The 14,309-nt window shown below is 56.9% G+C and carries 15 protein-coding genes; 10 read left to right on the top strand and 5 right to left on the bottom strand.

The annotated features are described in order from the left end of the window. Positions 1-130: 130 nt before the first annotated feature. The 3 genes from EXW94_RS17290 to arsC are packed head-to-tail and all read left to right on the top strand — an operon-like array spanning position 131 to position 2,225. Complete coding sequence (locus tag EXW94_RS17290; RefSeq protein WP_174340624.1) at positions 131-451, top strand: metalloregulator ArsR/SmtB family transcription factor; 321 nt, start codon at positions 131-133, stop codon at positions 449-451. Positions 452-491: 40 nt separating this feature from the next. Next, the gene (locus tag EXW94_RS17285) at positions 492-1,781 is read left to right on the top strand and encodes an arsenic transporter (RefSeq protein WP_174340623.1); all 1,290 of its coding nucleotides are present in this window, start codon (positions 492-494) and stop codon (positions 1,779-1,781) included. Between the two features lie 12 nt (positions 1,782-1,793). Next, on the top strand, positions 1,794-2,225 hold the full coding sequence (gene arsC / locus EXW94_RS17280; protein ID WP_148399787.1) for a glutaredoxin-dependent arsenate reductase: 432 nt from the start codon (positions 1,794-1,796) through the stop codon (positions 2,223-2,225). A gap of 22 nt (positions 2,226-2,247) precedes the next feature. Here arsC and EXW94_RS17275 read toward each other — a convergent pair whose 3' ends face one another. Further along, on the bottom strand, positions 2,248-2,799 hold the full coding sequence (locus EXW94_RS17275; RefSeq protein WP_010429031.1) for a TetR/AcrR family transcriptional regulator: 552 nt from the start codon (positions 2,797-2,799) through the stop codon (positions 2,248-2,250). Between the two features lie 81 nt (positions 2,800-2,880). On the opposite strand from EXW94_RS17275, the gene EXW94_RS17270 reads away from it, so the two are divergent. From EXW94_RS17270 to EXW94_RS17260, 3 genes are all read left to right on the top strand, one after another. Then, positions 2,881-4,095: an MFS transporter gene (locus EXW94_RS17270; protein WP_120158422.1), complete on the top strand. Its 1,215-nt coding sequence runs from the start codon at positions 2,881-2,883 to the stop codon at positions 4,093-4,095. Continuing rightward, on the top strand, positions 4,085-4,897 hold the full coding sequence (locus EXW94_RS17265; RefSeq protein ID WP_042713522.1) for a Cof-type HAD-IIB family hydrolase: 813 nt from the start codon (positions 4,085-4,087) through the stop codon (positions 4,895-4,897). The genes EXW94_RS17270 and EXW94_RS17265 overlap by 11 nt, the downstream gene beginning before the upstream one ends. Before the next feature lie 176 nt (positions 4,898-5,073). Continuing rightward, a complete protein-coding gene (locus tag EXW94_RS17260; RefSeq protein WP_174340622.1) occupies positions 5,074-6,228 on the top strand; it encodes an IS481 family transposase in 1,155 nt (384 codons plus the stop codon). Positions 6,229-6,678: 450 nt separating this feature from the next. Here EXW94_RS17260 and EXW94_RS17255 read toward each other — a convergent pair whose 3' ends face one another. Further along, the gene (locus EXW94_RS17255; RefSeq protein ID WP_010429024.1) at positions 6,679-7,911 is read right to left on the bottom strand and encodes an MFS transporter; all 1,233 of its coding nucleotides are present in this window, start codon (positions 7,909-7,911) and stop codon (positions 6,679-6,681) included. Positions 7,912-8,079: 168 nt separating this feature from the next. Between EXW94_RS17255 and EXW94_RS17250 the strand changes: the two genes are divergently transcribed. From EXW94_RS17250 to deoR, 3 genes are all read left to right on the top strand, one after another. Continuing rightward, complete coding sequence (locus EXW94_RS17250; RefSeq protein ID WP_089598989.1) at positions 8,080-8,808, top strand: phosphatase PAP2 family protein; 729 nt, start codon at positions 8,080-8,082, stop codon at positions 8,806-8,808. Between the two features lie 7 nt (positions 8,809-8,815). Continuing rightward, positions 8,816-9,424: an undecaprenyl-diphosphate phosphatase gene (gene ybjG / locus EXW94_RS17245; RefSeq protein ID WP_010429020.1), complete on the top strand. Its 609-nt coding sequence runs from the start codon at positions 8,816-8,818 to the stop codon at positions 9,422-9,424. A 67-nt stretch (positions 9,425-9,491) separates the two neighbouring features. Beyond that, on the top strand, positions 9,492-10,250 hold the full coding sequence (gene deoR, locus EXW94_RS17240) for a DNA-binding transcriptional repressor DeoR (protein WP_010429018.1): 759 nt from the start codon (positions 9,492-9,494) through the stop codon (positions 10,248-10,250). A 67-nt stretch (positions 10,251-10,317) separates the two neighbouring features. Here the strand turns inward: deoR and dacC are convergent, their stop codons facing one another. Next, positions 10,318-11,523, bottom strand: coding sequence for a serine-type D-Ala-D-Ala carboxypeptidase (gene dacC / locus EXW94_RS17235; RefSeq protein WP_089599029.1), 1,206 nt, complete (start codon positions 11,521-11,523; stop codon positions 10,318-10,320). A 242-nt stretch (positions 11,524-11,765) separates the two neighbouring features. On the opposite strand from dacC, the gene EXW94_RS17230 reads away from it, so the two are divergent. Beyond that, positions 11,766-12,392 (top strand): glutathione S-transferase family protein, encoded by a 627-nt coding sequence (locus tag EXW94_RS17230; RefSeq protein ID WP_174340621.1) that lies wholly within the window; start codon positions 11,766-11,768, stop codon positions 12,390-12,392. Here the strand turns inward: EXW94_RS17230 and EXW94_RS17225 are convergent, their stop codons facing one another. Beyond that, the gene (locus EXW94_RS17225) at positions 12,393-13,511 is read right to left on the bottom strand and encodes a PQQ-dependent sugar dehydrogenase (RefSeq protein WP_174340620.1); all 1,119 of its coding nucleotides are present in this window, start codon (positions 13,509-13,511) and stop codon (positions 12,393-12,395) included. A gap of 106 nt (positions 13,512-13,617) precedes the next feature. Beyond that, entirely contained in the window at positions 13,618-14,001 is a 384-nt protein-coding gene (gene bssR, locus EXW94_RS17220; RefSeq protein ID WP_108415945.1) for a biofilm formation regulator BssR, read from the bottom strand. Between the last annotated feature and the right edge of the window lie 308 nt (positions 14,002-14,309).

Here is a 14,309-nt window from a genome sequence, read left to right as displayed (position 1 = left end):
GCCGTTTTGGTTCAAGGTTGATGGGTTTTTTGTTGCCTGAAATCCCCGAACCTCTCATCTCTGCTTCTCTTCCGCAATCAAAACATATATGATTATCCATATATAAATTATTACGCCTGCAGGAATTCCCATGATCCACCCGCTCCAGCTCTTCAAAACCCTCTCCGACGAAACGCGGCTCGCCATCGTCATGCTGCTCCGTGAAGCAGGAGAATTGTGCGTCTGCGATCTCTGCGCCGCGACCACCGAGTCGCAGCCGAAAGTCTCCCGTCACATGGCCTTGTTGCGCGAGTCTGGGCTGGTGATCGACCGTCGCGAGGGGAAATGGGTCCATTACCGTCTCTCTCCCAACATGCCTGCGTGGGCGGCAACCGTTATCGACAATAGCTGGAACTGCCTGCGGGAAGAGACGCGCATGAAGCTGAAAAACCGACTACCGGGCGCATGCTGATCGAAACACATTCACAAAAACAGATATAATGGAGTAAACGATGTTTCTGGCAGGGGCTATTTTTCTGTTTACGCTGGTACTGGTTATTTGGCAGCCCAAAGGGCTCAGTATCGGCTGGAGCGCCACCATCGGCGCCGTGCTAGCGCTGGCCAGCGGCGTGATTCACATTAACGATATTCCGGTCGTGTGGAATATCGTCTGGAACGCCACGGCAACGTTTATCGCCGTCATCATCATCAGCCTGCTGCTGGATGAGTCCGGCTTTTTCGAGTGGGCGGCGCTCCATGTTGCCCGCTGGGGAAACGGTCGCGGGCGATTGCTGTTTACGTATATCGTGCTGCTGGGTGCAGCCGTGGCGGCGCTGTTTGCCAATGACGGTGCAGCGCTGATCCTGACCCCTATCGTTATCGCCATGCTGCTGGCGCTGGGGTTCAGCAAGCAGGCGACGCTGGCGTTTGTGATGGCAGCAGGTTTTATCGCCGATACCGCCAGCCTGCCGCTGATTGTGTCCAACCTGGTCAACATCGTGTCGGCTGACTTCTTTAAGCTGGGGTTCAGCGAATACGCCTCAGTGATGATCCCGGTGGATATCGCCGCGATTGCCGCAACGCTGGTGATGCTGCACCTCTTCTTCCGTAAGGAAATTCCCCCGGAATATGACCTGGCAAAACTCCGCGAGCCCGCACGCGCCATTCACGACCTCCCGACGTTCAGAACGGGCTGGATCGTCCTGCTGCTGCTTCTCGTCGGTTTCTTCGTACTTGAGCCTCTCGGCATTCCGGTCAGCGCCATTGCGACCGTCGGCGCGCTGATTTTATTCGCTGTCGCAAAGCGCGGACATGCGATAAACACAGGGAAAGTGCTGCGCGGCGCACCGTGGCAGATCGTTATCTTTTCGCTGGGGATGTATCTGGTGGTGTATGGCCTGCGCAATGCCGGGCTGACGGACTCTCTCACAGGCGTACTGAATAGCCTGGCCGGACACGGGCTGTGGGCCACCACGCTGGGAACCGGGTTCATCACCGCGTTCCTGTCATCCATAATGAACAATATGCCCACGGTGCTGATTGGCGCGCTCTCCATTGAAGGCAGTACGGCAACGGGACTGATCAAGGACGCGATGATTTATGCCAACATGATTGGCTGCGATTTGGGGCCGAAAATCACGCCTATCGGTAGCCTCGCCACCCTGCTCTGGCTTCACGTGCTGGCGCAGAAAAACATGACGATTACCTGGGGCTACTATTTCCGGACGGGCATCATGATGACGCTGCCGGTCCTGTTTGTGACGCTCGCCGCGCTGGCGCTACGTCTCTCCTTCACACTGTAATGAGCCACTGATATGAGCCACATCACTATCTACCATAACCCCGCCTGCGGCACCTCGCGCAACACGCTGGAGATGATCCGCAACAGCGGCACGGAGCCAGAGATTATCCTCTATCTGGAAACCCCACCGTCGCGCGATAAGCTGACCACGCTGATTGCCGATATGGGCATTTCAGTGCGGGACCTGCTGCGTAAAAACGTGGATCCCTATGAGCAGCTTGGTCTTGCCGAAGCTAACTTCACCGACGACCAGCTTATCGATTTTATGCTGCAATACCCGATCCTTATTAACCGCCCGATCGTGGTAACGCCGCTGGGCACCCGCCTGTGCCGCCCGTCTGAAGTTGTCCTCGACATCCTGCCGGACGCGCAGAAAGGGGCGTTTACGAAAGAGGATGGCGAAGCCGTCGTGGACGCCAGCGGGAAAAAAATCGACCACAGGTAGGTCTGACTGGGGCGAGTGGTGCCTAACGGCCGCCCTCGCCCGCAATCCTGCCCACCATCGCGCGGATCTCTTCCCGGCTTAAGGGCTTGCGGTCGGTGACAAAATGCAGCGTCATCCCTTCAATAAACGCATCCAGCGCACGGGTGGTGACCGGGTCGAACCACTGCTCCAGCGTGTCCTGGCTCATCTTCATCCAGTCCTGCATCACCGTTTTAAGCGCCGCACTGCGGTGCATAAAAGCGTACAATTGGTACATCAGCGCCATGTTATGCGGCGTGGTCACCTGCGAGCTGTGGATCAGCGTCGTGATGGACTCACACGCCATTTCCGGCCCTGTTACGCCCGCAAAGAAATCCCGATACTGTTGCGACATCTGCCGGGTAAACCACGTAAAGGCCTCTTCAAGCAGCGATTCCATACCGTCAAAATAGTAGGTCATCGACCCCAGCGGTACGCCCGCGCAGGAGGCGATTTTACGGTGCGTGACGGCGTGAATACCGTGCTCAGCGATGGTGTCCAGCGTCGCCTGGAGTATTTTTTCCCGGCGGTGCGGATCGTTGGGTGGTCTGCTCATAAATTCCTCATCCGGTTTGTGTACAAATGTACACAAACTTGCTAGTGTTGTCGCTATTGTTGTACTTCTGGTGCTACCCCAATGACGTTGACCTCTCCCCGTAAGGCCCTGCAATTACGCATGTGGGCGCTGTTTATGTTCTTCTTTATTCCCGGGCTGCTGATGGCCTCCTGGGCCACGCGCACCCCGGCGATCCGCGATATTTTGTCCGTCTCTACCGCCGAGATGGGCATCGTGCTGTTCGGCCTGTCGATAGGCTCTATGAGCGGCATTCTCTGCTCCGCGTGGCTGGTTAAACGCTTTGGCACGCGGGCGGTGATCCGCACCACCATGTGCTGCGCGGTGTTCGGGATGATGGTGCTGAGCGTGGCGCTGTGGTTTGCCTCGCCGGTCCTGTTTGCTCTGGGGCTGACGGTCTTTGGCGGCAGCTTCGGCGCGGCGGAAGTAGCGATTAACGTCGAAGGGGCATCTGTCGAGCGTGAGATGAACAAAACCGTGCTGCCGATGATGCATGGCTTTTACAGCCTCGGCACGCTGGCGGGTGCGGGCGTGGGGATGGCGCTGACGGCGTTTGGCATGGCGGCCAATCTGCATATTTTACTGGCGGCGCTGGTGTGCATTATTCCGATCCTGACGGGCATCCGGGCGATCCCGGACGGCACCGGTAAGAACTCCGCTGGCGAACAGCACTCGGCCGAAAAAGGGCTGCCGTTCTACCGCGACTTCCAGCTGATGCTGATCGGCGTAGTGGTGTTGGCAATGGCGTTCGCGGAAGGCTCCGCCAACGACTGGCTGCCGCTGCTGATGGTGGACGGTCACGGCTTCAGCCCGACCTCCGGCTCGCTGATTTACGCCGGATTTACGCTGGGAATGACCGTCGGGCGCTTCACCGGCGGCTGGTTTATCGACCGCTACAGTCGCGTAGCGGTGGTGCGCGCCAGCGCCCTGCTCGGCGGGTTAGGCATCGCGATGATCATCTTTGTGGACGTGGACTGGATTGCAGGCGTTTCCGTGATCCTGTGGGGACTGGGGGCATCACTTGGCTTCCCGCTGACCATTTCCGCCGCCAGCGACACCGGCCCGGATGCGCCAACGCGCGTCAGCGTAGTGGCGACCACTGGTTACCTCGCCTTCCTGGTGGGACCGCCGCTGCTCGGTTTCCTCGGGGAGCACTACGGCCTGCGCAGCGCCATGCTGGTGGTATTAGGGTTAGTCATTATCGCGGCGCTGGTGGCGCGCGCGGTGGCAAAGCCGGAAACAGAACAGACGTCAATGGAGAAGGGATATGAGCGTTAAACTGATTGCAGTCGACATGGATGGCACCTTCCTGAGCGATGCGAAGACGTACAACCGCGCGCGTTTTCTGGCGCAGTACGCGCGCATGAAGGCGCAAGGCATTCGTTTTGTGGTCGCCAGCGGCAACCAATACTACCAGCTGATCTCCTTTTTCCCGGAGATCGCGCATGAAATTGCGTTTGTTGCCGAAAACGGCGGCTGGGTCGTGAGCGAAGGTGAAGATGTCTTTAACGGTGAATTGTCGAAAGCCCATTTCGAGACCGTCGCGAACGTGTTAAATGACGTTCCGGGCATTGAGATTATCGCCTGCGGCAAAGGTAGCGCCTACACTCTCAAAGCCTATGACGATGCCTTCATCGATATGGCCTCAAAATATTATCACCGCCTCGAAAGGGTCAGTGATTTCGACAACCTGAACGATATTTTCTTCAAGTTTGGGCTTAACGTTTCCGATGATGAAATTCCGCGTATTCAGGCGCTGCTGCATGAAAGACTGGGCGATATTATGGTGCCCGTCACCACCGGTCACGGCAGTATCGACCTGATTATCCCTGGCGTGCACAAAGCTAACGGCTTGCGCATTTTGCAGGCGCGATGGGGCATAGAGAACAGCGACGTGGTGGCCTTTGGCGACAGCGGCAACGACGTAGAAATGTTGCGCCAGTCAGGGTTTAGCTTTGCGATGGCCAATGCCAAACCGCATATTAAGGCGGTCGCCCGGTTTGAAGCGCAGCATAATAACGATGAAGGCGTTTTAAACGTGATTGAGAAGGTGTTGAACGGGGAGGCACCGTTTAATTAATACCGTGCGGTCTGGTGCCCTCACCCTAACCCTCTCCCACGGGGTTGAGGGTTCCCAACAAAATAATACCTGCACGGACGACCCCCTCTCCCTTGAGGGTGTACGGTCCGGGGACATAGTGAACACTTGTTCGGGGACATGGTAGACACTTACAACTAAGGCATAAGAACCCGTTTTTGGAGTCGCTTATGCCCTGGGATGCGAGAGATACCATGTCATTACGTACCGGGTTTGTTTTGTTCGCCTCGCAGGACGGGGCGAACATCCGTTCTCTCTGCCGTCGCTTCGGCATTTCACCTGCCACCGGCTATAAGTGGCTTCGCCGCTGGGCGGAGGGAGGTACCGCCGGCCTTCAGAACCGCCCGCGCATACCGCACCATTCCCCGAACCGCTCATCTGACGACATCACGGCCCTGCTGCGTATGGCCCATGACCGCCATCAACGCTGGGGCGCACGCAAGATAAAGCGCTGGCTCGAAGACCAGGGGCACTGCATGCCCGCCTTCAGCACTGTCCATAGCCTGATGGCCCGTCATGGCCTGCTGCCGGGCACTTCACCGGGCATTCCCGCCACGGGACGGTTCGAACACAACGCGCCGAACCGCCTCTGGCAGATGGATTTTAAGGGCCACTTTCTCTTTGGCGGTGGCCGCTGCCATCCGCTCACCCTGCTGGACGACCACTCCCGTTTTTCCCTGTGCCTGGCGCACTGTAACGATGAACGGCGCGAGACCGTGCAGCAGCAGCTGGTCAGCGTGTTTGAACGCTACGGCCTGCCGGACCGGATGACAATGGACAACGGCTCACCGTGGGGAGACATCACCGGCACCTGGACAGCGCTGGAGCTGTGGCTGATGCGCCTGGGTATCCGGGTGGGGCACTCCCGGCCGTATCATCCGCAGACGCAGGGCAAGCTGGAGCGTTTTCACCGCAGCCTGAAGGCAGAGGTGCTGCAGGGGAAGTGGTTCGCGAGCGAGGGTGAGCTGCAGCGCGCCTTCGACCACTGGCGGACGGTCTATAACCTTGAACGCCCGCATGAGGCGCTGGATATGGCGGTACCGGGCTCGCGGTATAAGCCATCTGCACGACAGTACAGTGGCACCATGACGCAACCGGAATACGATGAGGGCGTGATGGTCAGAAAAGTGGATATCAGCGGAAAGCTGAGCGTGAAAGGGGTAAGTCTGAGCGCAGGCAAGGCGTTCAGGGGAGAACGGGTCGGGCTGAAGGAGACGCAGGATGACGGCTGCTATGAAGTGTGGTGGTACAGCACGAAAGTGGGGGTGATCAACCTGAAGAAAAAGTCGATCACCATGGGTAAAGGATGTTAAAAAGTGTTCACCATGTCCCCGAACACCTGTCTACCATGTCCCCGGACTGTACAGAGGGAGAGGGCTGGGGTGAGGGGGAACATACGACTGTTGTGGTCATTCCGTTCACTTTATGTTTCTTGCTACTCTGTAACGACGTGACCGGTGAACGTGCCAGGGTGGCTCAATCGCCACCACCCTGGCGACCCGGGCTCCCGGCGGTAAATCGCCGCTTCGCGGTTCCCTCAGCTTATTCCTTCAGGCTATCGGGTCGGGCATGAGCCTGCATCCCTGCAGGCCACGCCCTCTCGGCGCATCCCTGCGCCTCGCCCCGGCCTTACGGAAACGCTTCGGCGATTTACAGCCGGACCAGGGCGTCGCTGTAAGTCATTAATTTTGCTTAACAACGTTCATCGCTTCAAGTAAAAAAATGACTGGGGATTCCTCTCCCACGGGGAGAGGGAATAATAATTAGGGTTGCAGGGCGCTGCCGATGCGTTTGTCTTTCAGGAACACCACCATTAATCCCACCCACAGCACGCCGTTGGCAAGGTTGAACAGGCTGAACAGCCCGTTGCCGCCAAACGCGTAAGCGTGCTTGCTCACCTCAATTCCGACGGTAAAAATCAACATCTGCAGCATGCCCATCGCGGCGGACACCGTGCCTTTACTCATTTCGCTGGCAAACAGCGTCAGGCGCACCAGTCCGGCATTCGCCACGCCAATACCAAAGGCATAGACGCTCAGCCCTGCGGTCATCCACAGGTAGGCGTGGGAAGAGGCCACCGTAGCGACCGCGGCCATGACCAACCCTGCCGCAATCGGCCAGCCGCCCATAATAATCAGCGAGCGAACGGTGCGGCGCGACGTCAGACGTGCCAGCACGAGGTTACCGGCGATCAGCGCGCCAAAGATCGGCACCTGCAGCAAACCGTACTCGTAACTGCTGAGCTTCTCACCGCTGATGATAATGACGGGCGACTGCGCAATCCACGCCAGCAACGGCAGGCTGACAAAGCCCGTCGCCAGCGCACCCGCGACAAAGCGGCCATTTTTCAACACCTCTTTGTAGTCGCGTCCCAGCTCTTTCAGGGAGAGTTTTTCACCCAGACGCGTAGCCGTTTCCGGCATCGCACGGTGCAGACCAAAGAAGGAGATGGCAGCAAGGGCGGCGAAGAGTATGAACATCCCCTCCCACGGCGCAACGTGCACCCAGGCTGCGCCCACCAGCGGTCCCAGCAGCGGCGCAATCAGCGCCACGTTCGCCATCAGCGCGGTGATTTTGATACACACCGCCTCTTCAAACGACTCCTGAATAGCGGCATACCCCACGGCACCGATGAAGCACAGGCTCACCCCCTGCAGGAAACGCAGCAGGGTAAATTGTTCAATGTTTTGCGCCAGCAGCGTGGCAAGACAGGTGACGATAAACCACACCACGCCGGTCAGCATCACCGGACGACGACCAATACGGTCCGACAGCGGCCCTAACAGCCACTGTAAAAACATGCCGCCCGCCAGATAGGCGGTCATGGAGGTCGGCACCCACTCGATACCCGCGTTGTACTGTTCTACCACGGCCAGCATACCGGGCTGGATCATATCGTTGCCGATATAGGTAGAGAATTCGTAGAGCACCAGACACAGAGGGAACAGTAACGCCTGACGTCCCAGACGATTACCGGAAGAAGAACGGTTTAACATGCAATCTCTTTATGATGAAAAAATCGCGATGAGTGTAATGAATTGCCGCAGCCCGAGATAGCAAATTATCGATAGTAAACAGAAATAAAGCACTTATCGTCGTCGTTTAAGGTTTCCTTAAGTTGACAGTTTTATGATAGCCCTATTTTCACGTCACTGACCCTAATTATGGCATACACCTTCAGCCCTTCAGAATTGTCTAACTTGCCGACAAATAAGACAAAAGACCTTTACCGTTTGCCCCTGCGCTTTTATGGTTATCAGCTTTTCGTGCTGATTGTCCTCGCCGTCCTGTTTACCTGGCTTTCACGTGACGAAACGCTCGACAGATGGATAACCGGTTTCTGGTATGACGCAGCGACGCGCCATTTTCCGTTGCAGCAAAACCCGATGCTGGACCTGCTCAACCATCGGCTGGCGAAGTATGTCTCTATCGCCCTGGCTGCGGTTGCGCTGATTTACGGTGTCGTCAAGCGCAATGCCCGACTCCTCACGGCTGCGCTTCTGATGGGGCTGGGTGCACTGGTTGTCGGCGTGCTGAAAAGCATTAGCCACCATAGCTGTCCGTGGGATCTGGTGGAGTATGGCGGAAAGGCGGTTTCTTACCCCCTGTTTAGCGCGGTACCAGCAGACAGCGGACCGGGCCGTTGCTTCCCGGGCGGCCACTCGTCAAGCGGCTTTATGGTGATGGGGCTGTTTTTTGCCTTCTGGCGCGAACGTCCACGTCTGGCCTGGAGTTTCGTCGTGCTGGGTGCGGTATTGGGTCTGGCCATGGGCTACGGTCAGGTCATGCGCGGGGCGCATTTTTTCTCTCACAACCTGTGGGCTGGGTGGTGGGTCTGGTTTTCCCAGGTGGTGGTCTATGGCCTTGTTTCCGCCTGGTTTGCGAAAGAGTGACGACATTATGTTAGAGAATCTGAACTACGGACTGTTTTATTTCATCAACGCCACGCCAGCCTCGCCGGAATGGATGATTGATTTCGCCACCTTTGTTGCCAGAGATTTGATCTCGATTGTGCCTGTACTGGCCGTTGTTCTCTGGCTGTGGGGTCCGCGTAAAGAGGTCACTGCACAGCGCCAGCTGGTGATCAAAGTGGCGATGGCCATCGGTGTCAGCGTAGTGACCAGCTATCTGCTGGGACATGCCTTCCCCCACGACCGTCCGTTCGTCGATCACGTTGGGTATAATTTCCTGCACCATGCGCCTGATGACTCCTTCCCAAGCGATCATGGCACCGTGATTTTCACCTTCGCCCTGGCGTTCCTGTTCTGGCATCGCCTGTGGTCTGGCGCAGTGCTGATGGGTATCGCGCTGGCCATCGCCTGGTCCCGCGTTTATCTTGGCGTTCACTGGCCGCTGGATATGGTGGGTGGGTTCCTGGTGGGGCTGATCGGCTGCGTGAGCGCGGCGATCCTGTGGAGCCTCTTTGGCCCGGCGCTTTACCGCGGGCTGTCTCAGCTGTATCGCGTGCTGTTTGCCCTCCCGATCCGCAAAGGCTGGATACGTGACTAATCCCGTTCCGACAGGTTACACTTGAACCCCCGCCCTGCGGGGGTTCACTTTTTCATCCTGAGGATCTATGGAAACACGACGCGATGACCGCATTGCTCAGCTGCTCCAGGCGCTGAAGCGCAGTGATAAACTGCACCTCAAGGAAGCTGCCACGCTGCTCGGCGTCTCTGAGATGACCATTCGTCGGGATCTTAACAGCGACAGCGCCCCCGTTGTGCTGCTGGGCGGATACATCGTCCTCGAGCCGCGTAGCGCCAGCCACTATCTGATCAGCGATCAAAAAACGCGTCTGGTGGAAGAGAAGCGCAAGGCGGCACGGCTCGCGGCCTCCCTGGTGCAGCCGCATCAAACCCTGTTTTTTGACTGCGGGACCACCACGCCGTGGATCATCGAAGCCATTGACAGCAGCCTCCCGTTTACCGCCGTCTGTTACTCATTGAACACCTTTCTGGCGCTGCAGGAGAAACCCGAATGCCGGGTGATCCTCTGCGGCGGTGAGTTCCACGCCAGTAATGCAATCTTTAAGCCGCTGAACCTGCAGGACACGTTGAGTAACTTATGCCCGGATATCGCGTTTTATTCTGCGGCGGGCGTGAACGTGCGTCAGGGCGCGACCTGCTTTAACCTGGAAGAGTTACCCGTGAAGCACTGGGCGTTAAATGCCGCGCAGTATCATGTGCTGGTGGTCGACCACAGCAAGTTTGGCAAGGTGCGTCCGGCAAGAATGGGCGAGCTGGCGCAGTTTGACGCTATTGTGAGCGATTGCCGCCCGGACGACGAGATTGTGGCCCATGCGAAGGCGCAGCAGGTGAAGTTGATGTATTGAGAGGGGTGCGGCCTGATGCCCTCACCCCGGCCCTCTCCCACAGGGAGAGGGAGAAAACCCATAAGGTTTAGCTAAACCAGCTGCCAAACCACCCGTGGAATTTCATCAGTACGAAATCCCACATCCGGCTGAAGAATCCGCCCTCTTCTACTGCTTCCATCACAATCAGCGGACGCTGTTCAATCGACTTGCCGTTAAGCTGGAAATCAATCGTCCCGACGACCTGGCCTTTTTTCAGCGGAGCCGTAAGCTGCGGGTCGGTCAGGGTGAAGCTGGCTTTCAGGTTTTTCAGCTGACCGCGCGGAATGGTCACTGAACCGGCCTCACCCGCGCCCAGATTCACCTCGCTCTTATCGCCAAACCAGACGCGCTGGCTGACGAACGTGGCATCCGGCTTAATCGGCGTCACGGTTTCAAAGAAGCGGAAGCCCCAGGTCAGCAGTTTTTCTGATTCATTAAAGCGAATTCGATCGGTTTTGGTGCCCAGCACCACCGAAATCAGGCGCATATCGCCCTGGGTTGCGGACGCGACCAGATTGTAACCCGCACCCGCCGTGGTGCCGGTCTTCATCCCGTCCACGTTGACGTTGCTGCTCCACAACAGACGGTTGCGGTTCTGCTGACGGATCTTATTGAAGGTAAACTCTTTCTCTTTGTGGATCGCGTATTCGTCCGGTACGTCGTGGATCAGCGCTTTCCCCAGCAGCGCCATGTCACGCGCGGTACTGAACTGCCCCGGCGCATCGAGACCGTGGACCGTTTTAAAGGTGGTGTTGGTCAGGCCCAGTTTTTGCGCATAGCCATTCATCAAACCAATGAACGAATCCTGGCTGCCCGCGACGTAATCGGCCAGCGCGATACACGCATCATTTCCCGACTGAATGATCACACCTTTATTCAGATCGGAAACGGAGACCTGATCCCCGGGCTTCAGAAACATCACCGACGAGCCCCGCAGCGCCGGGTTACCGGTCGCCCAGGCGTCTTTCCCGACGGTGACCATATCATCAAGCTTAATTTTGCCTGCTTTCAGCGCCTGACCCACCACGTAGCTGGTCATGATTTTGGTCAGGCTTGCCGGGTCGAGTTTCTCGTCGGCATTCCCTTCTGCCAGCACTTTACCGCTGGCGTAGTCCATTAAGATCCAGGCGCGGGCATCCACCGGTGGCGCTTCGGGCGCCGCCTGTTCCGCCGCGTAGAGCGTTGGGGCAAAAAGGAAGAGGAGCGCAGAGCCTGCCGCCAGGCTGCGCAGAGAAGTCAGTTTTCGCGTCATAAATGCCACCCGAGTGTCCATTCAAAAAATTACGTCACATCACCGTGTCGCAAGAAGCGATGAGTAATAGCGCACTAAAACGGTTAAAGAAACCCAACCAGGGTAAAGTTATTAAAGTTTATGCAATAACATTCATTTACGCTTTGATTCAGGCGATTTTTTTGTCTTCTGTTGCGTAATTGTTAGGTTTATCTCACCATGGCGAAAAGCTGACTCGGATTCACATCTCATCGGGAGTAAATATGATTACGCTGTGGGGCAGGAACAACTCAACCAACGTGAAGAAAGTGCTCTGGACGCTGGAGGAACTGGATTTACCGTTTAATCAAATCATGGCCGGCATGTCGTTCGGCGTGAACAAAGAGGCTGACTACCTGGCGATGAACCCGAACGGGCTGGTGCCGCTGCTGCGCGACGATGAGACCGATGCCACGCTGTGGGAGTCCAACACCATTGTCCGTTACCTTGCCGCGCAGTACGGTCAGGGCCGTCTGTGGGTAGAGAGCCCAGCCCAGCGTGCTCAGGGTGAAAAGTGGATGGACTGGGCAAACCAGACGCTCTCTCCCACTCACCGCGTGATCCTGATGGGACTTATCCGCACGCCGGAAGCCGAACGTGACTATCCCGCCATTCATGCAGCCCAGGACACCTGCGAGACCCTGTTTGCGATGATGGACGACGAGCTGGCGAAGCACAAATGGTTCTCAGGCGACGCGTTCGGCGTGGGCGATATTGCGGTTGCACCATTCGTCTGGAATCTGACCAATATGGGTCTGAAATGGACGCCACGCCCTCACCTCGAGCGCTGGCTTCAGCAGCTTACCGAGCGCCCGGCGTACCGTAACGCGGTGATGATCCCGGTTACCTGATTACGTGCCGGACGGGCTGACTTTCAACAGCTGCCCGTCCGTCTCGTCGGTCAGGACATATAAATAGCCGTCCGGCCCAACCCGCACATCGCGAATACGCCGATCTTTATCACCCAGAATACGCCCGTCTTCCGTCACCTTATTGCCGTCGACGCTCAGCACGATGACGTCTTTCTCCTTCAGCGCGCCGATAAACAGTTTGTTTTTCCACTGCGGGAAGACGTCGCTGTTGTAAAACGCCATGCCGCTCACCGCCGGGGAAACCTTCCAGACAAACAGTGGTTTTTCCGTTCCCTCCGCGTGCTCGCCTTTGGCTTCCGGAATTTTCAGGCCGCTGTAGTTGATGCCGTGGGTCGCCAGCGGCCAGCCGTAATTCTTCCCTTTTTCCGGGATGTTGATTTCATCCCCGCCGCGCGGGCCGTGCTCGTTAAGCCATAGCGTGTCGCTCCACGGGTTCATCGCCATCCCCTGCGGGTTACGAATGCCGTAGGACCAGATTTCAGGCCGCGCGCCGGCGGTGTTTACAAACGGGTTATCCGGCGGCACCTTCCCGTCCTCCGTCAGGCGCACCACTTTGCCCTGAAGCTTGTCCAGATCTTGCGCCGTTGGACGCTCATTGTTCTCCCCTAAAGCAATAAACAGGTACCCTTTGCCGTCGAACACCAGCCGACCGCCAAAATGGTTCCCGGTGGAGAGTTTCGGCATCTGGCGGAACACCACCTGGAAGGCTTCAATGCGCGACAGATCGTCGCTCAGCCGACCGTAGCCCACCGCCGTGCCCGCTTTCCCGTCATTGCCCACTTCGGCATAGCTCAGCCAGATGCGTCGCGATTGTTCAAAATCAGGTGCCAGCACCACGTCCAGCAAACCGCCCTGGCCGTTTGCCCACACCCTGGGCACGCCGACAATCGGGTCAGACAACCCTTTTCCGGCCTGCCAGTGTTTCAGCTGGCCGCCTCTGAGTGTGATGAGCACGCCTTTATTGTCAGGCAAAAAGGCCAGTGACCAGGGGTGATCGAGTCGGTTCTGCAACACCTCGACCTTTACCGCGTCAGGGGCAGCGAGGAGAGAAAAAGGGAAAAATAACGCAGGCAGTAAAATCAGCGAGGATCGATGCATAACGCGCTCCTTTATCGGCATATGGCATAAAGATTAGCCACAACGTTCGGGCGCGTTACCACTTTTACAAAAGCTTAATCAGAAGGGGGAGTCGCCTCCCCCGGGCTCAGTGCTGGGCAAGCTTCGCGTGCTCGTTCAGACACATGATGCAAAGAGAGAGCGTTGTCAGGCAGTTTTCAAGCTTCTCCGCGTTAACAGCGATAAAATTCGGGCAGTCGTGGCGTCCGTTCATCAAACATACCCCTGCAATGGAGAGCACCTCAGCGGCGCGGCGCAGCGCCATCAGCTCGCTTTCGTCGTATTCCGCTTTCAGGGTCGGTGCTTTTTCACGCATGAAATTGCAAAGTTCAAACAGGTTATCACGCAGATGTTCGCTTTCGCTGACTGACATATAGCCTTTTGCCTTCCTGAGCTGCAGATACGCGGCCAGGTCGATTCGGGCGTTGATCAGCTTGTTAAGCAGATCGCGTTTCAGTCTGTCAACGGACATGCTATTTCCTCCTCTGTCAGTCATGTTGCACATTCAGAATAAGGTCATTTTTTGTACAATTTAATGCCTGAGATCAATAATTCTTAACTGATTAACATTCTTTACAATGTTACAACCTTTCCTCACCGCATCCGCCATGCAAAGAATGTATAAATCCCCCGCGATACGCTGTAAAATCCCGCCCTGATAACTCCATAATTGATGAATTTTTAACCTATGAGCAATGTTACGCACCAGCCGAAAATCGGCTTCGTCTCCCTCGGCTGCCCAAAAGTCTAAAATAATACATTGCTGCCTTTTTTCTAATC

Source organism: Enterobacter sp. JMULE2 (assembly GCF_013337145.1).
Classification (GTDB): Bacteria; Pseudomonadota; Gammaproteobacteria; order Enterobacterales; family Enterobacteriaceae; genus Enterobacter; species Enterobacter mori.
The sequence above is the reverse complement of the archived record's forward strand: the minus strand, read 5'-3'. Positions and strand labels throughout refer to the sequence as shown.